Raw genomic sequence first — 26,906 nt, 5'->3', positions numbered from 1 at the left:
GGTCACGGCTCCTCGGTCGTGTCGTTGAAGCGCCAGCGGGTCTGGCCGAACGGGTCGCCCTTGGCGAAGCCGAAGGCCGTCGTGGGGGCGACGGCGAACACCAGGGCCGTACCACCGTCGCCCAGGAACGCGCCGTCGCGCACCTCGAAACGCCAGTCCTCCCCGTACTTGGCGACATACGCGTCCACCAGCGCCCGCAGCGCCGCCTCGTCCGTCACCCGGACGGCCTCACCCTCGATCACCAGGTCGAATCCCTCGCCGAGCGTGTTCGTGCCCGTCGTGAGCACCACCCGGCGGTTCGCCTCCAGGTTGCGCGCCTTGCGCTCGTCCGGGCCCGTGCAGAAGTGCAGGGCGTCCTCGTGCCACACCGCGATCAGGGGGGTGACATGGGGGCGGCCGTCCGGGCGGACCGTGGTCAGCCAGAAGACCTCGGCCGCGGTCAGTCGCTCCACCGCCCTTCCCCAGGCCTCCGCCTGCGCCTTCGGATCGCTGTAGCGGGCATCCAACCTCGTGTCCACGGGCATCGTGGGCCTCCCTCTCCCGTCGCGTGCCGGTCGCCTACCACTACAGACCGGCCCGCGGCCGGGAACTCATCGGTTCGTGCGGGCCGTGCCCCGGGGCGACCGCGACCCCCGCGCCGGATAGGCTCGATCGGGCGAGTGCATCGAGGCGTGCGTCGAGGCGCGTGCGTCGAGGCGCGTGCATCGAGGTGTGGGCGTCGACGTGCGTGCATGGACCGGTGGAGGGAGCGGCGGGATGACGGTGCCGGGACGCAGGAGCAGCACGTTCACCCGGCTGCTGCGGCACGGGTTCACCGATCCGTCCGCCGCCGAGCGGTTGCTCGACCTGCCCGAGCTGGCCGCCCTGCGCGGCGACTCCGTGCTCCTCGACGCCCTCGGCGCCACCGCCGACCCCGATCTCGCGCTGCGCGGCCTGGTGAGGCTCGTCGAGGCCCAGCCGGAGGCCGAGCGGTCCGCGCTCACCACCACGCTGCTGTCCGCCAAACCCTTCCGCGACCGGCTGCTGGGCGTGCTCGGCGCCTCCGAGGCGCTCGCCGACCACCTGGCCCGCCACCCCCACGACTGGCAGGCCCTCGTCACCTACGAGGCGGCCGACCTGCACCCGGGCGTCGCCGAGTTCGAGCGGGGGCTCGCCGAGGCGACCGACCCGGTCGCGCTGCGGGTCGCCTACCGCCGCTGCCTGCTGGCCATAGCGGCCCGTGACGTGTGCGGCACCACCGACGTCGCCCAGACCGCCGCCGAGCTGGCCGACCTCGCCACCGCCACCCTGCGCGCCGCGCTCGCCATCGCCCGCGCCGCCGCGCCCGAGGACGCCGCCCAGTGCCGGCTCGCCGTCATCGCCATGGGCAAGTGCGGCGGCAACGAGCTCAACTACGTCTCCGACGTCGACGTGATCTTCGTCGGCGAGGCGGTCGACGGCACCGACGAGGGCAAGGCGGTCCAGGCCGCGACCCGGCTCGCCTCGCACCTGATGCGGATCTGCTCCGAGACCACCGTCGAGGGCACCATCTGGCCGGTCGACGCCAACCTCCGCCCCGAGGGACGCAACGGCCCGCTGGTGCGCACCCTCTCCTCCCACCTCGCCTACTACCAGCGCTGGGCCAAGACCTGGGAGTTCCAGGCCCTGTTGAAGGCGCGCGCGGTGGCCGGCGACCAGGAGCTCGGCGCCGCGTACATCGACGCCGTCTCCCCGCTCGTCTGGCAGGCCGCCGAACGCGAGAACTTCGTCCCCGACGTGCAGAAGATGCGCCGCCGGGTCGTCGACAACATCCCGGTCGCCCAGATCGAACGCGAGCTCAAGCTCGGCCCCGGCGGCCTCAGGGACGTGGAATTCGCCGTCCAGCTCCTGCAGTTGGTGCACGGCCGCAGCGACTCCACCCTGCACAGCGGCACCACCCTCGACGCTCTCGCGGCGCTCGCCGCCGGCGGCTATGTCGGCCGCGCCGACGCCGCCCAGCTCGACGACGCCTACCGCTTCCTGCGGGCCATGGAGCACCGCATCCAGCTCCACCGGCTGCGCCGCACCCACCTCGTACCCGAAGGTGAGGCGGACCTGCGGCGCCTCGGCCGCTCGCTGGGCCTGCGCACCGACCCGGTCGCCGAGCTCAACCGCGAGTGGAAGCGGCACGCGGCCGTCGTGCGCCGGCTGCACGAGAAGTTGTTCTACCGGCCGTTGCTCGACGCCGTCGCCCAGCTCACCCCCGGCGAGACCCGGCTCAGCCCGAAGGCCGCCGGCCAGCGCCTCGAAGCGCTCGGATACGCCGACCCCGCCGCCGCCCTGCGCCACCTGGAGGCGCTGTCCTCCGGGGTCAGCCGCAAGGCCGCCATCCAGCGAACCCTGCTTCCGGTGCTGCTCGGCTGGTTCGCGGACTCCGCGGACCCGGACTCCGGCCTCCTCGGTTTCCGCAAGGTCTCCGACGCGCTCGGCAAGACCCCCTGGTACCTGCGGCTGCTGCGCGACGAGGGCGCCGCGGCCGAGAACCTGGCCCGGGTCCTGTCCGCCGGCCGCCTCGCCCCCGACCTGCTGCTCCGGGCCCCCGAGGCGGTCGCGATCCTCGGCGACCCGGAGGGCCTGAAGCCGCGCGGCCGCGAGCACCTGGAGCAGGAGGTCCTGGCCGCGGTCGGCCGCGCCGACGGCGCCGAGCAGGCCGTGGCGGCGGCCCGCGGCGTGCGGCGGCGCGAGCTGTTCCGTACCGCCGCGGCCGACCTCATCGGCTCGTACGGCACCGAGGACAGCCCCCGCGAACCCGACCCCGGCGCCCTGGTCGACCGGGTCGGACAGGCCGTCACCGACCTCAACGCCGCCACCATCGCGGGCGCCCTGCGGGCCGCCGTGCGGGCCGAGTGGGGCGAGGAGCTGCCGACCCGGTTCGCGGTGATCGGCATGGGCCGCTTCGGCGGACACGAGCTCGGCTACGGCTCCGACGCGGACGTCCTGTTCGTGCACGAGTCCCGCGAGGGCGTCGACGAACAGGAGGCCGCCCGGGCCGCGAACCGGGTCGTCACCGAGATGCGCCGGCTCCTCCAACTGCCCACCGCAGACCCGCCCTTGCTCATCGACGCCGACCTGCGCCCGGAGGGCAAGAGCGGCCCGATGGTGCGCACCCTGAAGTCCTACGAGGCCTACTACCGCCGATGGTCGCTCGTCTGGGAGAGCCAGGCCCTGCTGCGCGCCGAACCGATGGCCGGCGACATGGACCTCGGCGAGCGTTTCATGGAGCTCGTCGACCCGCTGCGCTACCCCGCCGAGGGGCTCGGCGAGGACGCGGTGCGCGAGATCCGCCGCCTCAAGGCGCGCATGGAGACCGAACGGCTGCCGCGCGGCGCCGATCCGACCCTCCACGCCAAGCTGGGCCGCGGCGGGCTGAGCGACGTCGAGTGGACGGTGCAGCTGCTCCAGATGCGGCACGGCTGGGCGGAACCGGGCCTGCGCACCACCCGTACCCGCGAGGCCCTGGCCGCCGCCCACGCGGCCGGCCTGGTCGGGACCGACGAGGCCCAGACCCTGGACGAGGCCTGGGTGCTGGCGACCCGGGTCCGCAACGCGGTGATGCTCGTCCGCGGCCGCCCCGGCGACACCTTCCCCTCCGAGCCGCGCGAACTCGCGGCGGTGGGGCGGTACCTGGGGTACGCGCCGGGACACGTCGGGGAGATGGTCGACGACTACCGCCGCATCACCCGCCGGGCCCGGGCCGTCGTCGAGGAGCTCTTCTACGGGGCGTAGGGCGCGCGGGCAGCGACACTGATGCCGGCGACCTCACTTGAGGTACGGCTGGAGCAGGGTGCTCCAGGCCTCGTCGATCTGCGTGTACTCGTCGGGGCACTGCTCGGCCCGGGCCGCAGGCAGGACCCCGTCCGGGTTGTCCTCGGTCTGGACGACGCCCTGGTAGGTGTCCGGGTCGGAGCCGTACAGCCAGCAGATGGCGTTGTAGTACCGCTGGGCGTCCAGGGCGTGTTCGTCGGCGAGCTGAGCGCTGGCGTCGCCTTCCTCCGCGGCGAGGGCGAGGGCGCCCCACGCCTCGATGGCGCTCACCGCGTAGTCCTGGTGGACGGAGTCCGCCGAGAGCAGGAGCGTGGCGAGCTGGTCGGCGGCGTCCTCCTCCCGGCCGGTGGCGGGCAGGTCGTAGACGTCGATGAGGGCGTGTCCGAGCTCGTGGAAGACGATGCTGTTGGAGATGCCGATCACGTCGTCGTCCGTGGCCCGGGCCCGCTGTGCCTGGCTCCCCTCGGTGTTCAGCTCCTCGAACAGGGCCCGGTAGGCCCCCGCGAGTCCGTAGCAGAAGACGATGCCCTGGGGGTCGGGGCTCCAGTAGGCGTTCGCCTCGTCACAGCTCATTGCGACCACCGGAAGGTCATGGGGCAGCCCGATCAGCGAGCTCGCGTGCTCGGCCGCGCTCTCCAGGACCTGGTTCTCCTCCAGGAAGCGCTGCTCGGCCTGATCCGCCTCGGTCTCGGCGGGTTCGTAGCTCACGACGAGAACCCCCGGACCGGGTGCGGCCGTCGAGGAGGGCACGCCGAAGCCGAGCAGGGCCAGGGTGGTGAGCAGGGCGATCGCCCAGGTGCGGGGGAACGGCATCCTTGTCTCCGATCGTCTCCGATCCGGATTCACGGTATGCGGTGATCAGGTCAGGGCGTGCACCGGCTCCTGATGCGGCCGGCCGTCACGGCGGGCGGTCCTGAAAGGGCCGCACAGGAAAAGCATAGGCCTCTACGGGGTGTTCAGCAGGTTCCGGCAGTGCGCCAGGTATCCCGCGAGCGCCAGCTCGAAGGCCGCGTCCGTGCGGCCCCCGGCGACCACGTCCAGGGCGCGGGCCAGCTGGGGTGTGGCCGTCTCGTCGGTCAGCTCCCACATCGCCTCGGGGGCGGCCATGTCGAGGGCCGAGCCGAGGACCAGGTTCTCCAGGGCGATGATCACCGGCATCACGTCCGCGAGGGGGAAGCCCGCGTCCAGGAGCCGGACGACGGCGCGTTCGTACTGCACGAGCACCTTCGCGGCGCGCACCGGTGAGGCGGTGAGGAGCGGGATCGCGCGCGGGTGGGCGGCGAAGGCGGCGCGGTAGGAGCGGGCCCAGGCGGCCATGGCCGTGTCCCAGGGGTCCCGGTCGAGCGTGCCGCCGTCGATGGCGGCGCAGACCCGCTCCCGCAGCAGCTCCACGATGCCGTCCCTGCCGTCCACATGGTGGTACACCGAGGCCGTCTGCACGCCGAGCCGTGCCGCAATCCGGGGGACGCTGAAGTCACCCTGCTCGTCGACGAGTTCGAGCGCCGTGGTGGTGATGCGCTCCCGGTCGAGGAGGGGCTTGTGCGGCCGGCCCATGAACGTTCTCCCGCTGTTCAGGTCTTCCCGAATCGTTGGACACGAGGCTACATTGCGCCAACCGAAAGCCTTTAGGTTTACGAGAAGGGCTTCTCCCGCATGTCCTCCAGCACCTCCGACGAGCCGCCCGGCCTGCGCACCGGCACCCTCACCACCGCCGACATCTCCTTCTTCGTCGTCTCCGCGGCCGCACCGCTCACCGTGATGGCCGGCGTCGCCCCCATCGCCCTCGTCCTCGGCGGCATCGGCGCCCCCGCCGGCTACCTCCTGGCCGGCATCACCCTGGCGATCTTCGCCGTCGGCTTCACCGCCATGAGCCGCCACGTCCGCAGCGGCGGCGCCTTCTACGCGTACATCGCCCAGGGGCTCGGCAAGCCCCTCGGCATCGCCGCCGCCCTCGTCGCCATGGTCGGCTACAACGGCATGGAGATCGGCGTCTACGGACTCCTCGGCTCCGCCACCGCCGACACCGCCCACGCCCTGTGGGGCGCCGACCTGCCCTGGCTCCCCATCGCCCTCGCCGGCCTGCTGCTCATCTGGTACGGCGGCTACCGTTCCATCGACTTCGGCGCCAAGGTCCTCGGCGTCCTGCTCGTCGCCGAGACCGGCATACTCGTCCTCCTCGCCGGCGGCGTGCTCCTCGAGGGCGGCGCCGACGGACTGTCCCTCTCCTCCTTCGCGCCCGGCAACGTCCTCGTGCCCGGCACGGCGGCCGTACTGGCCTTCGCCTTCTCGGCCTTCACCGGCTTCGAGTCCACCGTGATCTACCGTCGCGAGGCCCGCGACCCCGCCCGCACCATCCCCCGCGCCACCTACATCGCGGTCGGCTTCCTGGGCCTCTTCTACGCCTTCGTCGTCTGGACCGTGATCCAGGCCTTCGGCGACGACCAGGTCGTCGCGGCCGCCGCGGGCGACACCGGCGGGCTCTTCTTCGCCGCCATCACCACCTACGTCGGGTCCTGGGCCGCCGACCTGATGCACGTGTTCATCGTGACCAGCATCATCGCCTCGCTGCTCGCCTTCCACAACGCGATCAACCGCTACGGCCTCGCCCTCGCCGAGGAGGGCGTCCTGCCCGCCGCGCTCGGCCGGATCCACCCCCGCCACCGCTCCCCGTACCTCGCGGGCCTCGCCCAGACCGTGCTCGGCGCGGCCGTCGTCCTCGGCTTCGCGGCCGCCGGCGCCGACCCGTACACCCAGCTGCTGCTCTGGGTGAACACCCCCGGAATGCTCGGGCTCATGGCGCTGATGCTGCTCGCCGCCCTCGCCGTCGTCCGCTACTTCCGGCGCGTCCCGCACCAGGAGGGCGCCCTGCGCACCCTCGTCGCCCCCGTGACCGCCGCCGTCCTGCTCGGCGTCGCGATCTGGCTGGTCGCCTCCAAGGTCGCGCTCTTCACCGGGGCGTCCCCGACCGTCAACGCGGTCCTCGTCGCCGTCGTCCCCACCGTCCTCGTCCTCGGGCTCCTCCTCGCGTACCGGCTGCGCCGCACACGCCCCGAGGTCTACGCCCACTTCGCCGAAGAGCCGCCCACCGAAGGAGCCGACCCCTCGTGTCCGCAGCACCCGACCTCCTCCTCGTCGACGCCCGCGTCCGCACCCCCGAACCGACCGGCCACACCGCTGTCGCCGTCCGCGACGGACTGATCACCGCCCTCGGCGACGCCACCGACGCCCGCGCCTGGCGCGGCCCCGGCACCGAGGTCGTCGACCTCGGCGGTGCCACCCTCACCCCCGGCCTCACCGACGCCCACAGCCACCCCGTCTGGGGCCTGGAGATGTCCGCGGGCCTCGACCTCTCCGGCGTCACCGACCTCGACGGACTGCGGGCCGCCCTCAAAAGCGCCCCGCGCCGCGAGGGCTGGGTCGTCGGCTTCGGTCTCGACCACAACGTCTTCGGCGGCCGGCCCGTCCACCACGCCCTCGTCGCGGACGTCCTTGACGGCGCCCCCGCCCACCTGCGGCTCTACGACGGCCACTCCGCCCTCGTCAGCGAGGCGGCCCTCAAGGCCGCCGGCATCGACGGGCCGCGCGCCTTCACCCAGCGCTCGGAGGTCGTCTGCGACGCCGAGGGCCACCCCACCGGGCATCTGGTCGAGCACGCCGCCATGGACCTGATGACCCCGGTGCTGCCGACGCAGCCGTACGCCGAGCGCCGCGACCGGCTCGTCGAGCTGCTCACCGCCATGGCCGCCACCGGGCTGACCGGCGCCCATGTCATGGACCTCGGCGGCCACGACGTACCCGGTCTGCTCGCCTCCCTGGAGGCCGACGGCGACCTGCCGCTACGGCTCCGCCTGGCGCCCTGGTGCATGCCCGGCGCGGGTACGGAGGAGCTGGAGGAGCTGGTCCGGCTCCAGGCGCGGGCCGGGCGGCTCTGGCGGGTCGGCGGAGTCAAGTTCTTCATGGACGGCACCGTCGAGGGCGGCACCGCCTGGCTGGAACACGCCGACTGCCACGGCCAGGGCACCGACGCCTTCTGGCCCGACCCGGCCGCGTACTCCGCCGCCGTGCGCCGGCTGCACCGCGCCGGCGTCGGCACCGCCACGCACGCCATCGGCGACGCTGCCGTACGGCATGTCCTCGACACCGTGGAATCCCTCGGGGAGAGCGGCCCGCGGCACCGGATCGAGCACATCGAGACCGTCCCCGACGACCAGCTCGGCCGGTTCGCGGCCCTCGGCGTCGTCGCCTCCATGCAGCCCCCGCACACCGCGTACACCCGCGCCGACCACACCGACGAGTGGTCCAGGCGGCTCGGCGAGGAGCGGGCAGGACGGGCCTGGCGCTGCCGGGACCTCAGGGACGCCGGGGCGTACCTCGCGCTCGGCTCGGACTGGCCCATCGCCCCCTACGACGCGCGCCAGGTCCTCGCCACCGCGCGCGCCCCGCGAGGCGCCGCCTCGGCCCGGCACGGACTGACCGGCCTGATGGCCCTGGAGGGCATGACCACCCACGCGGCGCTCGCGGCGGGGGAGGAGCGACTGGCGGGCCGCATCGCGGCCGGCTACCGCGCGGACCTCACGGCGTTCGCGCTCGACCCGGTGACGTCACCGGCCGACGAGACCGGACAGGCCCCGATCCGGCTCGCCGTGGCCGGCGGCCGGATCACCTTCCGGAGCTGACCCGCTCCGGGGCGTCCTCGGCGTCCCGCGAAGGCGCGGACCGCTCGGCGTCCTGAGCCCGCTCGGTGTCCGCCCCCGTGGCCGGGGGCGGGCCGCCGTGGCCGCGCGCGGTGGCCGGCTCCACCAGCCTGGGCAGCTTGTGCGGCAGGCGGGAGCCGTTCCAGACGTACGAGATGCCGAAGCCGAAGGCCAGGCAGATCATGCCGCCCACCGCGTCCAGCCAGAAGTGGTTGGCGGTGGCGACGATGACGACCAGCGTGGCGGCCGGGTAGAGCAGGCCCAGGATGCGGGCCCAGGGCGCCTTGGCGAGCAGGAAGATGGTCAGGCCGCACCACAGCGACCAGCCGATGTGCATCGACGGCATCGCCGCGTACTGGTTCGACATGTGCTTGAGGTTGCCGGAGGCCATCGAGCCCCAGGTGTGGTGCACGAGCACGGTGTCGACGAAGTTCTGGCCGTTCATCAGCCGCGGGGGAGCGAGCGGATACAGGTAGTAACCGACCAGGGCCACACCGGTGGTCGCGAACAGGACCGTGCGGAACCCCGCGTAACGGCCGGGCTGCCACCGGTAGAGCCACACCAGCACACCGATCGTCACGACGAAGTGCAGGGTGGCGTAGTAGTAGTTCATCGACACGATCAGCCATGTCACCGAGTTCACGGCGTGGTTGACCGCATGCTCGAAGGCGAGGCCGAGGGAGCTCTCGACCTGCCAGATCCAGTCGGCGTTCTGGAGCGCCTGGGCCTTCTGCTCCGGCACCGCGTTGCGGATGAGGGAGTACGTCCAGTAACTCACCGCGATGAGCAGGATCTCGAACCAGATCCGCGGTCGCCGGGGCGCGCGCGCACGCAGGCGCGCGAACCTGCCGTCGGTCACGATGGGTGACGACGGGGTCGTCCGGCGTTCCAAACTCTTCACGGTCGTTTCACCCATAGGAGGAGAGTCTGCCAGATCCCATCCCCCCGACCGATCATCCCTCGGTCGGGTTAACGGCGCACCCTCTCCGACTCAGGACGGACGTCAACCCTGAGGGGGTGCCGAAGCGGTTGAACCGCGAACGACCAGCTCGGGCATGAAGACGAACTCGCTGTGCGGGGCGGGAGTGCCGCCGACCTCTTCGAGGAGTGCGCGCACGGCCGCCTGGCCCATCGCCTGCACGGGCTGGCGGATGGTGGTGAGCGGCGGATCGGTGAACGCTATGAGCGGGGAGTCGTCGAAGCCGACGACCGAGACGTCCTTGGGGACCTGGAGTCCCTGCTGGCGGGCGGCCCGGATGGCGCCGAGCGCCATCATGTCGCTCGCGCACACGACCGCGGTGCACCCCTTGGCGATCAGCGCCGCGGCCGCGGCCTGGCCGCCCTCCAGGGTGTAGAGGGAGTGCTGGATGAGCTCGTCGGACTCCTCGGGGGTGAGCCCGAGGCGCTCCCGCATGCCCCGCTGGAAGCCCTCGATCTTGCGCAGCACCGGCACGAACCGCTTGGGGCCGACCGCGAGGCCGATCCGGGTGTGGCCGAGCGCCGCGAGGTGGGTCACCGCGAGGACCATCGCCGCCCGGTCGTCGGGGGAGACGAAGGGGGCCTGCACCTTGGGGGAGAAGCCGTTGATGAGGACGTACGGGACGCCCTTGCCGCGCAGCTGGTCGTAGCGGGTGGTGTCGGCGGTGGTGTCGGCGTGCAGCCCGGAGACGAAGATGATGCCGGAGACGCCGCGCTCGACCAGCATGTCGGTGAGCTCGTCCTCCGTGGACCCGCCGGGGGTCTGGGTGGCGAGCACCGGGGTGTATCCCTGCCGGGTCAGGGCCTGCCCGATGACCTGCGCGAGCGCGGGGAAGATCGGGTTGTCCAGCTCGGGGGTTATGAGGCCGACGAGACCCGCGCTGCGCTGGCGCAGCCGTACGGGACGCTCGTAGCCGAGCACGTCGAGTGCGGCGAGTACGGATTCACGGGTGGCCGAGGCCACACCGGGCTTGCCGTTGAGCACGCGGCTGACTGTGGCCTCACTGACCCCCGCCTGGGCTGCGATGTCGGAGAGCCGCGCGGTCATGGGAGTGGACTGTACCGGTCGGGGGTCGGATTGCCCACCGAATGCGGGATTCGGCCACTGTCAGCGCCTTTGCGCAAGACCTTGCAAGTCGCTGAGGTGGCACAAAGGTGCGCGAAGGGCACTGTCAAGCGGCTCGTCGGCAACCTTCGGGACACGCGGATGTAACGATCGCCGGGCCTTGCAGAAATTTCTCGCAAGCTCTTTCGGCGCGTTTTCAACCCTGTTACGTTCCTGGCAACCCGGCGCGCCGCGAGGGAGCGGTCGCATGAGGAAGGTTCCAGCCCCTCGTCCTATCCGGGATCAGTTGAAGGAGTTCACATGCGGCGTGGCATAGCGGCCACCGCGCTGGTCGCGGCCCTGGGCGTGACCCTGGCGGCGTGCGGGAGCGGCGACGATTCCTCCGGCGGCGGCTCGAAGAGCTCGGGCGAGCTCTCCGGCACCGTCACCTGGTGGGACACCTCCACCGTCGGGTCCGAGGACAAGGTCTTCAAGAAGATCGCCGAGGACTTCACGAAGAAGCACCCCAAGGTCACGGTCAAGTACGTGAACGTGCCCTTCGGTGACGCCCAGAACAAGTTCAAGAACGCCGCCCAGTCCGGCTCCGGCGCCCCCGACGTGATCCGCTCCGAGGTCGCCTGGACCCCGGACTTCGCGAACCTCGGCTACCTCGCCCCGCTGGACGGCACCGCCGCCCTGAAGGACGACAAGGACTTCCTCCAGCAGGCCGCCGCGTCCACCAAGTACAACGGCAAGACCTACGCCGTGCCGCAGGTCATCGACTCCATGGGCATCTTCTACAACAAGAAGATCTTCAAGGACGCCGGCGTCGAGGTCCCCAAGACCGTCGACGAGCTCAAGTCCGTCTCCGCCAAGATCAAGCAGAAGACCGGCAAGACCGGCCTGTACCTGCGCGGCGACGACGCCTACTGGTTCCTCTCCTTCCTGTACGGCGAGGGCGGCGACCTGGTCAACGCCGACGCCAAGACGGTCACCGTCGACAACCCGGCCGGCGTGAAGGCCATGAAGGTCGTCAAGGACCTCGTCGACTCGGGCGCCGCCAAGACCGACGCGACCGACGGCTGGAACAACATGCAGACGGCGTTCAAGGACGGCAAGGTCGCCATGATGATCAACGGCCCGTGGGCCGTCGCCGACACCTACGCCGGCAAGGAGTTCGCCGACAAGGCCAACCTGGGCATCGCCCCGGTCCCGGCCGGCTCGGCCGGCCAGGGCGCCCCGCAGGGCGGTCACAACCTCGCCGTCTACGCGGGCTCCAAGAACCTGGACGCCTCCTACGCCTTCGTCGAGTACATGAGCTCGCCCGAGGTGCAGACCCAGGTCGCCAAGGAGCTGAGCCTGCTCCCGACCCGTACCTCCGTGTACGGCAAGTCGGACGTGGCCATGAACGAGCAGATCAAGTTCTTCAAGCCGGTCGTCGACAAGGCCGTCGAGCGCCCCTGGATCCCGGAGACCGGCAGCCTCTTCGCGCCGCTCGTCACCGAGTACACCAAGGTCCTCACCAACCAGACCAGCCCGGAGCAGGGAGCGAAGACGGCGGGCGACTCCTACCGCAAGCTCCTGAAGGACTGGAAGTAACAAGGAAGCGGGAAGGAAGGCAGACCGGCTGATGGCTGTGGACACCAGCAGCCAGTCGGTGGCGAAGGCCGCGGGCGAGAACGTCGCCCGCGGCCGGAGCCGCGGAACTGGCAAGCGGCAGGGAACGGTGAAGCGTTCCCTCTCCACCCACTGGTACGCCTGGGCGATGGTCGCCCCGGTGGTCGTCGTGATCGGCGTGATCATCGGATACCCGTTGGTCCGCGGTATCTGGCTGTCGCTCACCGACGCCAACGAGCGCAACGTCGAGCGATCGATCGGCGTCAACCACATTCCCGCGACCTACGAGTTCGTCGGGGTGGACAACTACGTCGACGCGCTCACCGGAAGCCAGTTCCTCGGCACCCTGGGCTGGACCCTGCTGTGGACGGTGTCCTGCGTCTCCGTGACCTTCGCCCTCGGCCTCGGTCTCGCCAACCTGCTCAACCGCCGGATCGCCGGCCGCTCCGTCTACCGGATGCTGCTGATCCTGCCCTGGGCCGTGCCCGGCTTCGTCTCCGTCTTCGCCTGGCGCTTCCTCTACAACGAGGACAACGGCCTGCTCAACAAGCTCCTCGCGGGCGGCGGCATCGACGCCGTCCCGTGGCTGAACGACCCCACCTGGGCCAAGTTCTCGGTCATCGCCGTCAACGTCTGGCTCGGCGTGCCGTTCATGATGGTCGCCCTGCTCGGCGGCCTGCAGTCCATCCCCGGCGAGCTCTACGAGGCCGCCGAGATGGACGGCGCGAACGCCCTCCAGCGCTTCCGGCACATCACGCTGCCCGGCCTGCGCTCGGTCTCCACGACGGTGATCCTGCTCTCCACCATCTGGACCTTCAACATGTTCCCGGTGATCTTCCTGCTCACCCGGGGCGGTCCCGGCGAGGCCACCCAGATCCTGGTGACCCAGGCGTACAAGTTCTCCTTCGAGATCAGCCCGCGCGACTACGCGCAGTCCTCCACGTGGGGCGTGCTGATCCTGATCCTCCTGATGGTCTTCGCCGCGGTCTACCGGCGAGTCCTCCGCAAGCAGGGAGAAGTCTGGTGACCACGCACGCCTCCGCCGCCTCCGCCGCACCCGCGGTCAACGCCCCGCGCCGCGGCCGCCGTTCGCCGTTCGCCTCGATCGGGCTGCACGTCACCCTGATCGTCGCCGCCGTGATCGCCGTCTTCCCGGTGCTCTGGGTCCTGCTGACCTCGCTCAAGCCGGCGAAGTTCGCGACCACCACGGACTTCTTCAACGAGCCGACGTTCGCGAACTACACGAACCTGCTGAACGACACCCCGTTCCTCACCTGGTTCGGCAACTCGCTGCTCGTCGCGGCCCTCACCACGGTCATCGGCGTCTTCGTCGCCTCCACCACCGGCTACGCCGTCAGCCGCTTCCGCTTCCCCGGCAAGCGCGGACTGATGTGGACGCTGCTCATCACCCAGATGTTCCCGGTCGCCGTCCTCATCGTGCCGATCTACAACATCATGGCGTCGATGGGCCTCCTCAACAGCCCGGCCGGCCTGGTCATCACCTATCTGACGATCGCCGTGCCGTTCTGTGCCTGGATGATGAAGGGCTTCTTCGACACCATCCCGCGCGAGATCGACGAGTCGGGCTACGTCGACGGCCTCACGCCCTTCGGCACCTTCTGGCGGCTGATCCTGCCGCTCGCCAAGCCGGGCATCGCGGTCACCGCCTTCTACTCCTTCATCACCGCCTGGAGCGAGGTCGCCTACGCCTCCGCGTTCATGGTCGGCGACGAGAACCTGACCCTCGCCGGCGGACTGCAGAAGTTCGTCAACCAGTACGGCGCCCAGTGGGGACCGATGTCCGCGGCCTCCGTGCTCATCGCCGTCCCGGCCGCCCTGGTGTTCCTCTTCGCGCAGCGCCACCTGGTGACCGGCATGTCCGCCGGCGCCGTCAAGGGCTGAGCGCCGCACCCGTGTCCGTACGCTCCTTACGACTCAAGGAAGACATGACCCAGCACCTCGCCGCCCCCGCCGACGCCGCCCCCACCACCGGCACGCAGTCGGGCTGGTGGAGAGACGCGGTGATCTACCAGGTGTACCCGCGCAGCTTCGCCGACGGAAACGGCGACGGCATGGGCGACCTGGAGGGCATCCGCAGCCGGCTGCCGTACCTGAAGGAGCTCGGCGTCGACGCCGTCTGGCTCTCCCCGTTCTACGCCTCCCCGCAGGCCGACGCCGGCTACGACGTCGCCGACTACCGGGCCATCGACCCGATGTTCGGCAGCCTCCACGACGCCGACGCCGTCATCCGCGAGGCCCACGGACTGGGCCTGCGCATCATCGTCGACCTGGTCCCCAACCACTCCTCGGACCAGCACGAGTGGTTCCAGCGCGCCCTGCGCGAGGGCCCCGCCTCGCCGCTGCGCGAGCGCTACCACTTCCGCCCCGGCAAGGGCGTGAGCGGCGAACTCCCGCCCAACGACTGGGAGTCCATCTTCGGCGGCCCCGCCTGGACCCGTACGGAGAACCCGGACGGCACCCCGGGCGACTGGTACCTGCACCTCTTCGCGCCCGAGCAGCCCGACTTCAACTGGGAGCACCCGGCCGTCCGCGACGAGTTCCGCTCGATCCTGCGCTTCTGGCTGGACATGGGCGTCGACGGCTTCCGTGTCGACGTCGCCCACGGCCTGGTCAAGGCCGCGGGCCTGCCCGACATCGGCAGCCACGACCAGCTCAAGCTGCTCGGCAACGACGTCATGCCGTTCTTCGACCAGGACGGCGTGCACGCGATCTACCGCTCCTGGCGCGAGGTGCTCTCCGAGTACGACGGCGAGCGCGTCCTGGTCGCCGAGGCGTGGACCCCGACCGTCGAGCGCACCGCGAACTACGTGCGCCCCGACGAGATGCACCAGGCCTTCAACTTCCAGTACCTGGGCACCTACTGGGACGCCGCCGAGCTGCGCGGGGTCATCGACGAGTCGCTCGCCGCGATGCGCCCGGTCGGCGCCCCCACCACCTGGGTGCTGTCCAACCACGACGTCACCCGGCACGCCACCCGCTTCGCCAACCCGCCGGGCCTCGGCACCCAGCTGCGCACCCCCGGCGACCGCGAGCTCGGCCTGCGCCGGGCCCGCGCGGCCAGCCTGCTCATGCTGGCACTGCCCGGCTCCGCGTACGTCTACCAGGGCGAGGAGCTCGGCCTGCCGGACGTCACCGACCTGCCCGACGAGGTCCGCCAGGACCCGTCCTTCTTCCGGGCCACCGGCCAGGACGGCTTCCGCGACGGCTGCCGGGTGCCGATCCCGTGGACCGCCGAGGGCTCCTCGTACGGCTTCGGCACCGGCGGCTCCTGGCTGCCGCAGCCCGCCACCTGGGGCGCGCTGAGCGTCGAGGCGCAGACCGGCGACCCCACCTCCACCCTGGAGCTGTACCGCAGCGCGCTCGCCGTGCGCCGCACCCAGCCGGGGCTCGGCGCGGGCGAGGCCGTCGAGTGGCTGGACGCCCCCGAGGGCGTGCTGGCCTTCCGCCGCGAGGGCTTCGTCTGCACCGCCAACACCACCGGTCGGGCCATCTCCGTCCCGCTGCCCGGCCGGTTCCTCCTCTCCAACTCGGAGATCCGGATCGTCGACGATGAGGCCCAGCTGCCCGCCGACACCACCGCCTGGTGGGCGGTGTGACGATCCCCCTGCCGCGGGGCGCCGGAGGGGGCGCCCCGCGGCTCGCGGACATCGCGGCCCAGTCCGGGGTGAGCGAGGCCACCGTCAGCCGGGTCCTCAACGGCAAGGCGGGCGTGGCCGGCGCGACCCGGCACAAGGTGCTCGCCGCGCTCGACGTGCTCGGCTACGAGCGTCCGGTACGGCTCCGGCGCCGCAGCGCGGGACTGGTCGGCCTGGTCGTGCCCGAGCTGACCAACCCGATCTTCCCGGCCTTCGCCCAGGTCGTCGAGCAGGTCCTGGCCGGGCACGGCTACACCCCGGTGCTCTGCACCCAGATGCCCGGCGGTGCGACCGAGGACGAGCTGGTCGAGCAGCTCGTGGACCGCGGCGTGTCCGGCATCGTCTTCCTCTCCGGTCTGCACGCGGACGCGAGCGCGGACCCGGCCCGCTACACGCGGCTCGCCCAGCGCGGGGTGCCGTTCGTCCTCATCAACGGCTTCAACGAGCACATCGACGCCAACTTCGTCTCGCCCGACGACCGGGCCGCGGCCAGGATGGCCGTACGGCACCTGGTGGAACTCGGCCACGAGCGGATCGGGCTCGCCATCGGGCCGACCCGCTACGTGCCCTCGCGCCGCAAGGCGGAGGGCTTCGCCGCCGAACTGCGCGAGCAGCTCGGCATCGAACGGGCCGAGGCCGAACGCTTCGTGCGGCCCACCCTGTTCGGCGTGGAGGGCGGCCACGCCGCCGCCGACCTGCTGCTCGCCGAGGGCTGCACCGGCATCGTCTGCGGCTCCGACCTGATGGCCCTCGGGGTGGTCAGGGCGGCCCGCGCGCGCGGCCTCGACGTGCCCGGGGACGTGTCCGTGGTGGGCTTCGACGACTCCCCGCTGATCGCGTTCACCGACCCGCCGCTGACCACCGTGCGCCAGCCGGTGCAGGCGATGGCGACGGCCGCGGTCGGCGCGCTCCTGGAGGAGATCGAGGGAAGCCCGGTCCAGCGCACGGAGTTCGTGTTCCAGCCGGAGCTGGTGGTCCGCGGTTCCACGGCGCAGGCGCCGCAACTCCTTGCGTAACGTGTTGCATCGGGTTGTTTGAACTATTGACCGCACGCCTGTACGCCCCTACCGTCGCGGCTGAAAACAGTTGCTGAACTTTTCGGCAACTTCTTGCGAGCCGCTCTTGCGACAGGGACGTCGTACAGGAGGAAACATGGCAAGGAAGTCCGTGGCCGCTGCACTCGCCCTCGTGGCGGGAGCCGCTGTGGCCGTCACGGGACCCGCCCCGGCGCAGGCCGCGGCCCCCGGCACGAAGGACGTCACCGCGGTGATGTTCGAATGGAACTTCGCCTCGGTGGCCAAGGCCTGCACCGAGCAGCTCGGCCCGGCCGGCTACGGCTACGTGCAGGTCTCGCCGCCCCAGGAGCACCTCCAGGGCGCGCAGTGGTGGACCTCGTACCAGCCGGTCAGCTACAAGATCGCGGGCCGGCTCGGTGACCGCACCGCCTTCAAGGGCATGATCGACACCTGCCACGCGGCCGGTGTGAAGGTCGTCGCCGACACCGTCATCAACCACATGGCGAACGGCTCCGGCACCGGAACGGGCGGGACCGCCTTCTCCAAGTACGACTACCCGGGCCTGTACTCCGGCGCCGACATGGACGACTGCCGGTCCGCGATCTCCAACTACCAGGACCGCGCCGACGTCCAGAACTGCGAACTGGTCCAGCTGCCCGACCTCGACACCGGCGAGGACTACGTCCGCGGCCGCATCGCGGGCTACCTGAACGACCTGCTCTCCCTCGGCGTCGACGGCTTCCGCGTCGACGCCGCCAAGCACATGCCGGCCGCCGACCTGGCCGCCGTCAAGTCGCGGCTGACGAACCCCGGCGTCTACTGGAAGCAGGAGGCGATCTACGGCGCGGGCGAGGCCGTCTCCCCGAGCGAGTACCTCGGCAACGGCGACGTCCAGGAGTTCCGCTACGCCCGCGACCTCAAGCGGGTCCTGCAGAACGAGAAGCTGGCCTACCTCAAGAACTTCGGCGAGGCCTGGGGCTACATGGCCTCCGGCCAGTCCGGCGTCTTCGTCGACAACCACGACACCGAGCGCGGCGGCGACACCCTCAACTACAAGGACGGCGCGAACTACACCCTCGCCTCCGTCTTCATGCTCGCCTGGCCCTACGGCTCCCCGGACGTCCACTCCGGCTACGAGTGGACCGACAAGGACGCCGGCCCGCCGAACGGCGGTCAGGTGAACGCCTGCTACAGCGACGGCTGGAAGTGCCAGCACGCCTGGCGCGAGACGGCCTCCATGGTCGCCTTCCGCAACACCGCCCGCGGACAGGCCGTCACCGACTGGTGGGACAACGGCGGCAACGCGATCGCGTTCGGCCGCGGTACCAAGGCGTACGTGGCGATCAACCACGAGTCCGCCGCCCTCACCCGCACCTTCCAGACCTCCCTGCCGGCCGGCACCTACTGCGACGTCCAGTCGGACAACCCGGTCACGGTGAACTCCGCGGGCCAGTTCACGGCCACCCTCGCCGCGAACACCGCCGTCGCCCTGCACACCGGCGCCACGACCTGCGGCGCCGGCGGCAGCACCCCGCCGCCCGCGAGCACCGGCGCCTCCTTCGCCGTCAACGCCACGACCGTGGTGGGCCAGAACATCTACGTCACCGGCAACCGTCCCGAGCTCGGCAACTGGTCCCCGGCCGCCGCCGTCAAGCTCGACCCGGCCACGTACCCCGTCTGGAAGCTGACCGTCCCGCTGCCCGCCGGAACGGCCTTCGCGTACAAGTACCTCCGCAAGGACGAGGCCGGGAACGTGACCTGGGAGTCCGGTGCCGACCGCACCGCGACGGTCCCCGCCTCGGGCCGGGTCGCCCTGAACGACACCTTCCGCAACTGACGTTCCCGTCCCCCCTTCCTGGGAGCACCCTCGTGACACGCAAGAGAACGGCGGCGGCCGTCCTGGCCGCCGCCCTGTGCGCGGCCCTCGTGCCGGTCGCCCCCGCGGCGGCCGCGCCCCGGCCCCCCGCCCCGCCCTCCGACCGGGCGCTCGCCGCCACCCCGGCCCGCCACGACCTGACCCGCGAGCAGTTCTACTTCGTCCTGCCCGACCGCTTCGCCGACGGCGACCCGGCCAACGACCGCGGCGGCCTCACCGGCAGCCGCACCCGGACCGGCTTCGACCCCACCGACAAGGGCTTCTACCAGGGCGGCGACCTCAAGGGCCTCACCGAGCGGCTCAACTACATCAAGGGCCTGGGCACCACCGCCATCTGGATGGCGCCGATCTTCAAGAACCGGCCCGTACAGGGGGAGGGGAAGGACGCCAGCGCCGGCTACCACGGCTACTGGATCACCGACTTCACCCAGGTCGACCCGCACTTCGGCACCAACGCCGACCTGGAGAAGCTGATCGACGCCGCCCACGCCAAGGGCATGAAGGTCTTCTTCGACGTCATCACCAACCACACCGCCGACGTCGTGGACTACGAGGAGCAGTCCCACGGCTACCTCGCCAAGGGCGCCTTCCCGTACCTGACGAAGGACGGGGTGCCCTTCGACGACGCCGACTACGCGGACTCCGCCGCCGGGCCCCGGCGCTTCCCCGCCGTCGACCGCGACTCCTTCCCGCGCACCCCCGTCGTCGCCGCGGACGAGAAGAACGCCAAGATCCCCGCCTGGCTCAACGACCCGACGATGTACCACAACCGGGGCGACTCGACCTTCGCGGGCGAGTCCTCCTCGTACGGCGACTTCGCCGGTCTCGACGACCTGTGGACCGAGCGTCCCGAGGTCGTCGAGGGCATGGAGAAGATCTACCAGCGCTGGGTGCGCGACTTCGACATCGACGGCTTCCGCATCGACACCGTCAAGCACGTCAACACCGAGTTCTGGACCCAGTGGGCCACCGCTCTCGACGAGTACGCCGCGAAGCACGGCCGGGACGACTTCTTCATGTTCGGCGAGGTCTACTCCGCCGACCCGGCGATCACCGCCCCGTACGTGACCGAGGGCCGCCTGGACGCCACCCTCGACTTCCCCTTCCAGGACGCCGCCCGTACCTTCGCCTCCCAGAGCGGCCCGGCCGACAAGCTGGCGAACCTCTTCGCGCAGGACTACCGCTACACCACCGACAAGGCCAACGCCTACGAGTCGGTGCCGTTCCTCGGCAACCACGACATGGGCCGCTTCGGCACCTTCCTCAAGCAGGACAACCCGAAGGCCGGCGACGCCGAACTCCTCCAGCGCTACCGGCTCGCCAACGAGCTGATGTTCCTCAGCCGGGGCAACCCCGTCGTCTACTACGGCGACGAGCAGGGCTTCACCGGACCCGGCGGCGACAAGGACGCCCGGCAGAGCCTCTTCGCCTCGAAGACCGCCGACTACCTGGACGACGACCAGCTGGGCACCGACCGCACGCACGCGAGCGACGCCTACGACACCTCGCACCCGCTGTACCGGCAGATCGCCGCCCTGTCGAAGCTCACCCGAGAGCACCCGGCGCTGCGCGACGGCGTCCAGGAACAGCGCTACGCCGAAGGCCCCGTCTACGCCTTCTCCCGCACCGACGCCAAGCGGCGCACCGAGTACCTGGTCGCCACCAACAGCGCCACCACCGCCAGGATGGCGACCGTGCCCGCAGGCTCGGCCGCCTTCCACGTCCTGTACGGGGGTCAGGGCCCCGTCGCGGCGGAGAACGGCAAGGTCACCGTCACCGTCCCCGCCCTGTCGTCCCTGGTCCTCAAGGCCGACGCCCCGCTGCCGGCCCCGGCCGCGCCGCCCGCGCTCACCCTGAAGGCCCCCGCGGCCGGCGCCACCGGCACCGTCGAGCTCTCCGCCGACGTCGCGGGCGGACAGCTGAACCGGGTGGTCTTCGCCGCCCAGTCCGGCAACGGGAAGTGGCAGGTCCTCGGGACCGCCGACCACGCGCCGTACAAGGTCACCCAGAAGGTCACCGCCGCCGCCGGGACCGCGCTGCGCTACAAGGCCGTCGTCGTCGACAGCGCCGGCCGCACCGCGAGCGCCACCGCCGCCACCACCAGCGGCGCCCCGGCCGTCGAGCAGCCGCCGACCGCCACCCAGCGCGACTACGCGATCGTCCACTACAAGCGCGCCGGCGGCGACTACGCCGACTGGGGCCTCTACACCTGGGGCGACATCGCCGACGGCGAGGGCACCGACTGGCCGGCGGGCAAGCCCTTCACCGGCCGCGACGCCTACGGCGCCTTCGCCTACGTCAAGCTCAAGCCCGGTGCCTCGTCGGTCGGCTTCATCGCCGTGAACAAGGACGGCGTCAAGGACACCGACGCCGATCGCAGCATCGACCTGTCCAGGACCGGCGAGGTCTGGATCGAGCAGGGCAGGCCCGAGGTCCTGAACGCCGCCCCCGCGGGCGCCTACCCGCCCCAGGACACGACGAAGGCCGTCCTGCACTACAAGCGCGCCGACGGCGACCACACCGGCTGGGGCCTGCACACCTGGACCGGTGCCGCGAACCCGACCGACTGGACCAAGCCGCTGGAGCCGGTCCGCACCGACGCCTACGGAGCGGTCTACGAGGTCCCGCTCGCGGCCGGAGCCACCTCCCTCTCGTACATCCTGCACAAGGGCGACGAGAAGGACCTGCCCACCGACCAGTCACTCGACCTCAAGGCGAACGGCCACGAGGTGTGGCTGCTCGGCGGACAGGAGAAGTACCTGCTGCCGCAGCCCAAGGGAAGCGGCGCGGCCCTCGACCTCACCAAGGCCCAGGCCGTCTGGATCGACGCGACCACCCTCGCCTGGAACGGCAGCGACGCCGCCGCCTCCAGCGTCCTCCTCGCCTCCCGCGACGGCTCCCTCGCCGTGCGGGACGGCGCCCTCACCGGCGACCGCACGGTCCTGCGCCTGACCAGGTCGCAGCTCACCGACGCGCAGAAGGCCGCCTTCCCGCACCTGAAGTCGTACGGGGCGTTCACCGTCGACCCGCGCGACCGGGACCGCGTCCGCGAGGCCCTCAAGGGCCAGCTCGTCGCCGCCCAGTACGCGGCGAACGGCGCCGTCCTCACCGCCACCGGCGTCCAGACCGCCGGGGTCCTCGACGACCTGTACGCGGCGAAGGCCGGCCGGGCCGCCCTCGGCCCGGTCTTCCGCGGCGGCCGGCCCACCCTCTCGCTGTGGGCCCCGACCGCCCGGTCCGTCGCCCTCGAACTCGACGGCAGGACCGTGCCCATGCGGCGCGACGACGCCTCCGGCGTCTGGTCCGTCACCGGCCCGAAGTCCTGGGCGGGCAAGCCGTACCGGTACGTCGTGAAGGTCTGGGCGCCGAGCGTCGGGAAGGTCGTCGACAACAAGGTCACCGACCCCTACTCCACCGCCCTCACCACCGACTCCGCCCGCAGCCTCGTCGTCGACCTCGCCGACGCCCGGCTCGCCCCGGCCGGCTGGAAGAACCTGAGGAAGCCCGCCGCCGTGCCGCTGCGCGACGCCCAGATCCAGGAGCTGCACATCCGCGACTTCTCCATCGCGGACCCGACGGCGCCGGCCGGCCACCGGGGCACCTACCTGGCCTTCACGGACAAGGGGAGCAAGGGCTCGCAGCACCTGAAGGCGCTGGCCGACTCCGGCACCTCCTACGTCCACCTGCTGCCCGCCTTCGACATCGGCACCATCCCCGAGAAGAAGTCCGACCAGACCGCCCCCGCCTGCGATCTGAAGGTCTACGCCCCCGACTCCGAGGAGCAGCAGGCCTGCGTCGCCGCCGCGGCGGCCAAGGACGCGTTCAACTGGGGCTACGACCCGCTGCACTACACCGTCCCCGAGGGCTCCTACGCCACCGACCCCGAAGGCACCCGCCGCACGGTCGAGTTCCGGCAGATGGTCCAGGCCCTCAACGGCCAGGGCCTGCGCACGGTCATGGACGTCGTCTACAACCACACCGTCGCCGCCGGGCAGTCCGACAAGTCCGTCCTCGACAGGATCGTGCCCGGCTACTACCAGCGCCTCCAGGCCGACGGCACCGTCGCCACCTCCACCTGCTGCGCCAACACCGCGCCCGAGAACGCGATGATGGGCAAGCTCGTCGTCGACTCGGTGGTCACCTGGGCGAAGCAGTACAAGGTCGACGGCTTCCGCTTCGACCTCATGGGCCACCACCCGAAGGCGAACATCCTCGCCGTGCGGGCCGCTCTGGACGCGCTCACCGTCGAGAGGGACGGCGTCGACGGCAAGGCGATCGTCCTCTACGGCGAGGGCTGGAACTTCGGCGAGATCGCCGACGACGCCCGCTTCGTCCAGGCCACCCAGAAGAACATGGCCGGCACCGGCGTCGCCACCTTCTCCGACCGGGCCCGTGACGCCGTACGCGGCGGCGGCCCCTTCGACGAGGACCCGGGCGTCCAGGGCTTCGCCTCCGGCCTGTTCACCGACCCCAACTCCTCCTCCGCCAACGGCTCCCCGGAGCAGCAGAAGGCCCGGCTGCTCCACTACCAGGACCTGATCAAGGTCGGCCTGACCGGCAACCTCGCCTCGTACACCTTCACCGACACGGGCGGGCGTACGGTCAAGGGCTCCGAGGTCGACTACAACGGCGCCCCGGCCGGCTACGCCGCCGCACCCGGCGACGCCCTCGCCTACGCCGACGCCCACGACAACGAGGCCCTGTACGACGCCCTCGCCTTCAAGCTGCCGGCCGGCACGCCGGCCGCCGACCGGGCCCGCATGCAGGTCCTCGCCATGGCCACGGCCACCCTCTCGCAGGGCCCGTCGCTCTCCCAGGCGGGCAGCGACCTGCTCCGTTCGAAGTCGCTGGACCGCAACTCGTACGACAGCGGGGACTGGTTCAACGCGATCCACTGGGACTGCCGCGACGGCAACGGCTTCGGCCGCGGACTGCCCCCGGCCCCCGACAACAAGTCCAAGTGGGGCTACGGCAAGCCGCTCCTCACCGCCCCGGCCCTGACGGCCGGCTGCACCGAGATCGACGGTGCCTCCGCCGCCTACCGCGACCTGCTGAGGATCCGGAGCACCGAGCCGGCCTTCTCCCTCGCCACGGCCGCACGGGTCCAGGACACCCTGTCCTTCCCGCTCTCCGGCCGCGACGAGACCCCCGGCGTGATCACCATGCGCCTGGGCGACCTCGTCGTCGTCTTCAACGCGACCCCGCAGCGGCAGCGGCAGACGATCGGCGCCCTGGCCGGGCAGGCCTACCGCCTCCACCCGGTCCAGGCAGGCGGCTCCGACCCGACGGTCAGGTCCGCCTCGTACGAGACGGGCTCGGGCACCTTCACCGTCCCGGCCCGCACGGTCGCCGTCTACACCGCGCGCTGACCGCCGCACGGCTCACCAGGCCGCGCCCCCTGACCGGGGCGCGGCCTTCGTGTCGCGTGCCCAGCAGCACCCGGCCGGTCCCGGTCGCCTCTGGCCGATCCCGCTGAGCACCATCCAGCGCGCCGCCGCGTCGTGCACATCCACCAGGATGGCGAGGTCGCGGTCGTCCGCCTGCCGGAAGGTCACTTGTGCCGTCACGGTGATCACCGTAAAGGTGTGGCCAGACATCCGTGCCACCAGGAGCGAGACCCATGCCCCAGATCACCGTCGACTACTCCGCGCCGCTCGACCGGCGCGGGTTCGCGCTCGCGCTGCACCCGCTCGTCGTGGAGACGGTCGACGCCCGGCTCGACGCGTGCAAGACCCGCTTCCGTGAGGTCGAGGAGCTGGTCGTCGGCGACGGCGCCACGCACGACACGGTCGTCCACGTGGAGATCGCGCTGCTCGCGGGGCGCACCGCCGAGGCCAAGGCCCGCCTCGCCGAAGCGGTGATCGCCCTGGTGCCGGCCCACCTCAAGGAGCGGGAGGGCGTACACGTCTCCGCCGAGGTGCGCGACCTCGACGCCTCCTACGCCAAGCGCTGACCCGGTACCCGCGGGGCTGCCGGGAGGAGCTCCTGCGGGGCCTCCTGGGGCGCCTCCTGCGGGGCCGGGAGGAGTGTGGCGAGCCTGCCGATCAGGTCGCCGAACGGCCCGTCGGCCGGTTCGCCGGCGAGGATGCGGAGCATGATCCCCGCCATCTCCTCGTCATAGGCGGCGCTCACCGCGGCGAGCGCCGCGAAGTCGTGCACGAGCTGGAGCTCCAGCTCCTCGCGCGGCACCCGGCGCCCGTCCAGCCACAGCAGCGCCGTCGACTCGGCGAGCGACACCCAGGAGCGCACGACCAGTTCGAGCCGCGCCGGGGGCTCGTCGACCTCCAGGTGGGCCAGGATCTGCTCGTACGCCGCCTGCCGCACCTCGTCGATCATCGCGTTGGTGGTCGAGGAGCCGACCGCGGGGCCGCCCCGCATCAGCGCGGCGAATCCCGGCCCGTGCCCGTCCACGAAGTCGAAGAAGCGGCCCATCACCCGCAGCAGCCGGGCGCCGAGCGGGCCCTGCGGCGGTTCGACGAAGCGGGCCGCCAGTTCGTCGGCCGCCCGTCGCAGGGCCGCCTCGTACAGGGACTGCTTGCCGGGGAAGTAGTGGTAGACCAGCGGCCGGGAGATGCCCGCGGCCGCGGCGATCTCGTCGATGGAGACCTCGTCGGGGGAGCGGTGGCTGAACAGCTCGAGGGCCACCCCGATCAGTTGCTGCTTGCGCTCCTCGACGCCCATCCGTCGCCGTACCCCGGTCGTCATGCGAACAGCCTAACGGGAGTCCGTTACGCTCCCGGCACATGAGCGCTTCTGAGCAGGACACCCCGGACACGGCGGTCGCCGGGGAGGAACGGGCCGAGGGCACGGAACTCGCCGAGGACGCCGGACCCGACGAGGAGGCGGAACCCGCCGAGGACGCCGAACTCGCCGAGGACGCACCGGCCGACGGTGCCCTCACCCCCAAGCAGGCCCGGCGCCTCCGGATAGCCGCGGGATCGGTTCTGCTCGTGGTGATGGCCGTCGTCCTGGTGATCCGCCTGGCGAGCCGGACCTCCGTCCTCGTCGTCGGCGTGTACGGGCTCGCCATGATCCTCTGCGGCGTCGTGATCGAGCTCTCCCGCAACGGCCGGACCCGCCTGGCCACCTGGCTCCTGGTGGGCGGCCTGCTCACCGCGCTCGCGCTGGACTGGCTGGTCCTGCCGTAGCGGACACCCCCTGGCCCGGGGGTGTCTCCTAGAGGTCGAGGACGAGCCGCTCGCCCGCGCAGCGCGAGACGCAGATCAGCATCGAGTCGGCCCGCTCGGCGGCGGTGAGCAGCTCGTCGCGGTGGTCGATCTCGCCCTCCAGGACCCGCTGTTGGCAGGTGCCGCAGAAGCCCTGCCGACAGGAGTAGAGGACTCCGGGCACCGCCTCGCGGACCGCGCTGAGCACCGACTGGTCGGCCGCCACCGTCAGCGTCCGCCCGGAGCGCCGCAGTTCGACCTCGAAGGGCGCGCCGCCCTCGGCCCGGGCGGCGGAGAACCGCTCCAGGTGCGGGACCCGGCCGTCCGGCAGCGCGCCGGTGACGGCGTCCATCAGCCCCTCGGGCCCGCAGCAGTAGACGGCGGTCTCCTCGGGCAGTCCGGCGAGGAAGGCGAGCTCGGGCAGCCCGCTCTCGTCCTCCGCGACCACCGTCGTGCGGCCGCGGCCGAGGGCCTCGAGCTCGTCGGCGTACGGCATGGTGGCGCGGCTGCGGCCGCAGTACAGCAGCCGCCAGTCGGCCCCTGCCGCCTGGGCGGCGCGCACCATGGACAGGACCGGCGTGATGCCGATGCCGCCGGCGACGAAGACGTACGCGGGCGCGGGGGCGAGCGGGAAGCGGTTGCGCGGCCCGCGGATCTCGACCTCCGTGCCCACGTGCAGCTGTTCATGGACCTCGCGCGAGCCCCCGCGGCCGCCCTGGTCGGGCTCGATCAGGCGGGTGGCGACGGTGTAGGAGTCGCGGTCGGCCGGGTCGCCGCAGAGCGAGTACTGGCGCACGGCCCCGGAAGGCAGCACGAGGTCGATGTGGGCGCCCGGCTCCCAGGCGGGCAGTCCGCTGCCCTCCAGGCGCAGTTGGACCACGCCCTCGGCGGGCGATACCCGCTCGGCGACGAGCACGCGCCGGGTCACGGTGGACCGTCGGCCGCGGCCGGAGACCGGCTCGTCGAGCGCGGGCATCGGCCACAGCGGCGAGGCGGTGATCCGGCGGCGCAGCCCCCGCTTGGCGAGCAGCGCGGCCCCGGCGACGAGGACGACGGTACGCAGTCGGGGCATGGG

Annotated in this window: 20 protein-coding genes; 12 read left to right on the top strand and 8 right to left on the bottom strand. The window is 71.9% G+C overall.

From position 1 onward, the window contains the following. Positions 1-2: 2 nt before the first annotated feature. Complete coding sequence (locus ACIGEZ_RS02340) at positions 3-524, bottom strand: pyridoxamine 5'-phosphate oxidase family protein (RefSeq protein WP_399824792.1); 522 nt, start codon at positions 522-524, stop codon at positions 3-5. A gap of 232 nt (positions 525-756) precedes the next feature. On the opposite strand from ACIGEZ_RS02340, the gene ACIGEZ_RS02335 reads away from it, so the two are divergent. Further along, complete coding sequence (locus ACIGEZ_RS02335) at positions 757-3,744, top strand: bifunctional [glutamine synthetase] adenylyltransferase/[glutamine synthetase]-adenylyl-L-tyrosine phosphorylase (protein WP_399824790.1); 2,988 nt, start codon at positions 757-759, stop codon at positions 3,742-3,744. 33 nt (positions 3,745-3,777) lie between these two features. Here ACIGEZ_RS02335 and ACIGEZ_RS02330 read toward each other — a convergent pair whose 3' ends face one another. Together ACIGEZ_RS02330 and ACIGEZ_RS02325 are read right to left on the bottom strand one after the other, a co-directional pair. After that, positions 3,778-4,596 carry a DUF4344 domain-containing metallopeptidase gene (locus tag ACIGEZ_RS02330; protein WP_399824789.1) on the bottom strand — a complete coding sequence of 273 codons (819 nt, stop codon included), beginning with the start codon at positions 4,594-4,596 and terminating at the stop codon, positions 3,778-3,780. Positions 4,597-4,728: 132 nt separating this feature from the next. Then, positions 4,729-5,337: a TetR/AcrR family transcriptional regulator gene (locus ACIGEZ_RS02325; RefSeq protein WP_399824787.1), complete on the bottom strand. Its 609-nt coding sequence runs from the start codon at positions 5,335-5,337 to the stop codon at positions 4,729-4,731. A gap of 99 nt (positions 5,338-5,436) precedes the next feature. Here ACIGEZ_RS02325 and ACIGEZ_RS02320 point away from each other — a divergent pair, with 99 nt between their 5' ends. Beyond that, on the top strand, positions 5,437-6,981 hold the full coding sequence (locus tag ACIGEZ_RS02320) for an APC family permease (RefSeq protein ID WP_399824786.1): 1,545 nt from the start codon (positions 5,437-5,439) through the stop codon (positions 6,979-6,981). Continuing rightward, on the top strand, positions 6,888-8,459 hold the full coding sequence (locus tag ACIGEZ_RS02315) for an amidohydrolase (RefSeq protein WP_399824784.1): 1,572 nt from the start codon (positions 6,888-6,890) through the stop codon (positions 8,457-8,459). Before ACIGEZ_RS02320 ends, ACIGEZ_RS02315 begins: the two co-directional genes overlap by 94 nt. On the opposite strand, the gene ACIGEZ_RS02310 is transcribed toward ACIGEZ_RS02315, so the two are convergent. Together ACIGEZ_RS02310 and ACIGEZ_RS02305 are read right to left on the bottom strand one after the other, a co-directional pair. Further along, a complete protein-coding gene (locus ACIGEZ_RS02310; RefSeq protein ID WP_399824782.1) occupies positions 8,443-9,393 on the bottom strand; it encodes a phosphatase PAP2 family protein in 951 nt (316 codons plus the stop codon). The genes ACIGEZ_RS02315 and ACIGEZ_RS02310 overlap by 17 nt on opposite strands. 87 nt (positions 9,394-9,480) lie before the next feature. Beyond that, complete coding sequence (locus ACIGEZ_RS02305; RefSeq protein ID WP_399824780.1) at positions 9,481-10,503, bottom strand: LacI family DNA-binding transcriptional regulator; 1,023 nt, start codon at positions 10,501-10,503, stop codon at positions 9,481-9,483. 318 nt (positions 10,504-10,821) lie between these two features. Between ACIGEZ_RS02305 and ACIGEZ_RS02300 the strand changes: the two genes are divergently transcribed. From ACIGEZ_RS02300 to pulA, 7 genes are all read left to right on the top strand, one after another. After that, positions 10,822-12,099: an extracellular solute-binding protein gene (locus ACIGEZ_RS02300; RefSeq protein ID WP_399824778.1), complete on the top strand. Its 1,278-nt coding sequence runs from the start codon at positions 10,822-10,824 to the stop codon at positions 12,097-12,099. Positions 12,100-12,130: 31 nt separating this feature from the next. Next, the gene (locus ACIGEZ_RS02295) at positions 12,131-13,144 is read left to right on the top strand and encodes a carbohydrate ABC transporter permease (protein WP_399824776.1); all 1,014 of its coding nucleotides are present in this window, start codon (positions 12,131-12,133) and stop codon (positions 13,142-13,144) included. After that, the gene (locus tag ACIGEZ_RS02290) at positions 13,141-14,019 is read left to right on the top strand and encodes a sugar ABC transporter permease (RefSeq protein WP_399824775.1); all 879 of its coding nucleotides are present in this window, start codon (positions 13,141-13,143) and stop codon (positions 14,017-14,019) included. The genes ACIGEZ_RS02295 and ACIGEZ_RS02290 overlap by 4 nt, the downstream gene beginning before the upstream one ends. Positions 14,020-14,063: 44 nt before the next feature. After that, a complete protein-coding gene (locus ACIGEZ_RS02285) occupies positions 14,064-15,734 on the top strand; it encodes a glycoside hydrolase family 13 protein (protein WP_399824774.1) in 1,671 nt (556 codons plus the stop codon). Continuing rightward, positions 15,722-16,789: a LacI family DNA-binding transcriptional regulator gene (locus tag ACIGEZ_RS02280; protein ID WP_399824773.1), complete on the top strand. Its 1,068-nt coding sequence runs from the start codon at positions 15,722-15,724 to the stop codon at positions 16,787-16,789. The genes ACIGEZ_RS02285 and ACIGEZ_RS02280 overlap by 13 nt, the downstream gene beginning before the upstream one ends. 136 nt (positions 16,790-16,925) lie before the next feature. After that, positions 16,926-18,626: a carbohydrate-binding module family 20 domain-containing protein gene (locus ACIGEZ_RS02275; RefSeq protein WP_399824771.1), complete on the top strand. Its 1,701-nt coding sequence runs from the start codon at positions 16,926-16,928 to the stop codon at positions 18,624-18,626. A 32-nt stretch (positions 18,627-18,658) separates the two neighbouring features. Next, positions 18,659-24,034 carry a pullulanase-type alpha-1,6-glucosidase gene (gene pulA / locus ACIGEZ_RS02270; protein ID WP_399824769.1) on the top strand — a complete coding sequence of 1,792 codons (5,376 nt, stop codon included), beginning with the start codon at positions 18,659-18,661 and terminating at the stop codon, positions 24,032-24,034. Positions 24,035-24,046: 12 nt separating this feature from the next. On the opposite strand, the gene ACIGEZ_RS02265 is transcribed toward pulA, so the two are convergent. Then, positions 24,047-24,232, bottom strand: a complete 186-nt coding sequence (locus ACIGEZ_RS02265) for a hypothetical protein (RefSeq protein WP_399824767.1) — start codon at positions 24,230-24,232, stop codon at positions 24,047-24,049. A gap of 53 nt (positions 24,233-24,285) precedes the next feature. Here ACIGEZ_RS02265 and ACIGEZ_RS02260 point away from each other — a divergent pair, with 53 nt between their 5' ends. Continuing rightward, complete coding sequence (locus ACIGEZ_RS02260) at positions 24,286-24,618, top strand: 5-carboxymethyl-2-hydroxymuconate Delta-isomerase (RefSeq protein WP_399824765.1); 333 nt, start codon at positions 24,286-24,288, stop codon at positions 24,616-24,618. Here ACIGEZ_RS02260 and ACIGEZ_RS02255 read toward each other — a convergent pair. Continuing rightward, positions 24,603-25,370: a TetR/AcrR family transcriptional regulator gene (locus ACIGEZ_RS02255; RefSeq protein WP_399824763.1), complete on the bottom strand. Its 768-nt coding sequence runs from the start codon at positions 25,368-25,370 to the stop codon at positions 24,603-24,605. The two genes, ACIGEZ_RS02260 and ACIGEZ_RS02255, sit on opposite strands and share 16 nt — an antisense overlap. A 38-nt stretch (positions 25,371-25,408) precedes the next feature. Between ACIGEZ_RS02255 and ACIGEZ_RS02250 the strand changes: the two genes are divergently transcribed. Next, complete coding sequence (locus ACIGEZ_RS02250) at positions 25,409-25,813, top strand: hypothetical protein (protein WP_399824761.1); 405 nt, start codon at positions 25,409-25,411, stop codon at positions 25,811-25,813. Positions 25,814-25,841: 28 nt separating this feature from the next. Here ACIGEZ_RS02250 and ACIGEZ_RS02245 read toward each other — a convergent pair whose 3' ends face one another. Next, on the bottom strand, positions 25,842-26,903 hold the full coding sequence (locus ACIGEZ_RS02245; protein WP_399824760.1) for a PDR/VanB family oxidoreductase: 1,062 nt from the start codon (positions 26,901-26,903) through the stop codon (positions 25,842-25,844). Between the last annotated feature and the right edge of the window lie 3 nt (positions 26,904-26,906).

This window comes from Streptomyces sp. NPDC085481 (genome assembly GCF_044541845.1).
In the GTDB taxonomy this organism is placed as follows: Bacteria; Actinomycetota; Actinomycetes; order Streptomycetales; family Streptomycetaceae; genus Streptomyces.
The sequence above is the reverse complement of the archived record's forward strand: the minus strand, read 5'-3'. Positions and strand labels throughout refer to the sequence as shown.

Bases quoted from the DNA above. Each gene is read 5' to 3' on its own strand.
- ACIGEZ_RS02340 (WP_399824792.1), bottom strand. From the start codon at position 524: ATGCCCGTGGACACGAGGTTGGATGCCCGCTACAGCGATCCGAAGGCG.
- ACIGEZ_RS02335 (WP_399824790.1), top strand. From the start codon at position 757: ATGACGGTGCCGGGACGCAGGAGCAGCACGTTCACCCGGCTGCTGCGG.
- ACIGEZ_RS02330 (WP_399824789.1), bottom strand. From the start codon at position 4,596: ATGCCGTTCCCCCGCACCTGGGCGATCGCCCTGCTCACCACCCTGGCC.
- ACIGEZ_RS02325 (WP_399824787.1), bottom strand. From the start codon at position 5,337: ATGGGCCGGCCGCACAAGCCCCTCCTCGACCGGGAGCGCATCACCACC.
- ACIGEZ_RS02320 (WP_399824786.1), top strand. From the start codon at position 5,437: ATGTCCTCCAGCACCTCCGACGAGCCGCCCGGCCTGCGCACCGGCACC.
- ACIGEZ_RS02310 (WP_399824782.1), bottom strand. From the start codon at position 9,393: ATGGGTGAAACGACCGTGAAGAGTTTGGAACGCCGGACGACCCCGTCG.
- ACIGEZ_RS02305 (WP_399824780.1), bottom strand. From the start codon at position 10,503: ATGACCGCGCGGCTCTCCGACATCGCAGCCCAGGCGGGGGTCAGTGAG.
- ACIGEZ_RS02300 (WP_399824778.1), top strand. From the start codon at position 10,822: ATGCGGCGTGGCATAGCGGCCACCGCGCTGGTCGCGGCCCTGGGCGTG.
- ACIGEZ_RS02295 (WP_399824776.1), top strand. From the start codon at position 12,131: ATGGCTGTGGACACCAGCAGCCAGTCGGTGGCGAAGGCCGCGGGCGAG.
- ACIGEZ_RS02285 (WP_399824774.1), top strand. From the start codon at position 14,064: ATGACCCAGCACCTCGCCGCCCCCGCCGACGCCGCCCCCACCACCGGC.
- ACIGEZ_RS02275 (WP_399824771.1), top strand. From the start codon at position 16,926: ATGGCAAGGAAGTCCGTGGCCGCTGCACTCGCCCTCGTGGCGGGAGCC.
- ACIGEZ_RS02260 (WP_399824765.1), top strand. From the start codon at position 24,286: ATGCCCCAGATCACCGTCGACTACTCCGCGCCGCTCGACCGGCGCGGG.
- ACIGEZ_RS02255 (WP_399824763.1), bottom strand. From the start codon at position 25,370: ATGACGACCGGGGTACGGCGACGGATGGGCGTCGAGGAGCGCAAGCAG.
- ACIGEZ_RS02250 (WP_399824761.1), top strand. From the start codon at position 25,409: ATGAGCGCTTCTGAGCAGGACACCCCGGACACGGCGGTCGCCGGGGAG.
- ACIGEZ_RS02245 (WP_399824760.1), bottom strand. From the start codon at position 26,903: ATGCCCCGACTGCGTACCGTCGTCCTCGTCGCCGGGGCCGCGCTGCTC.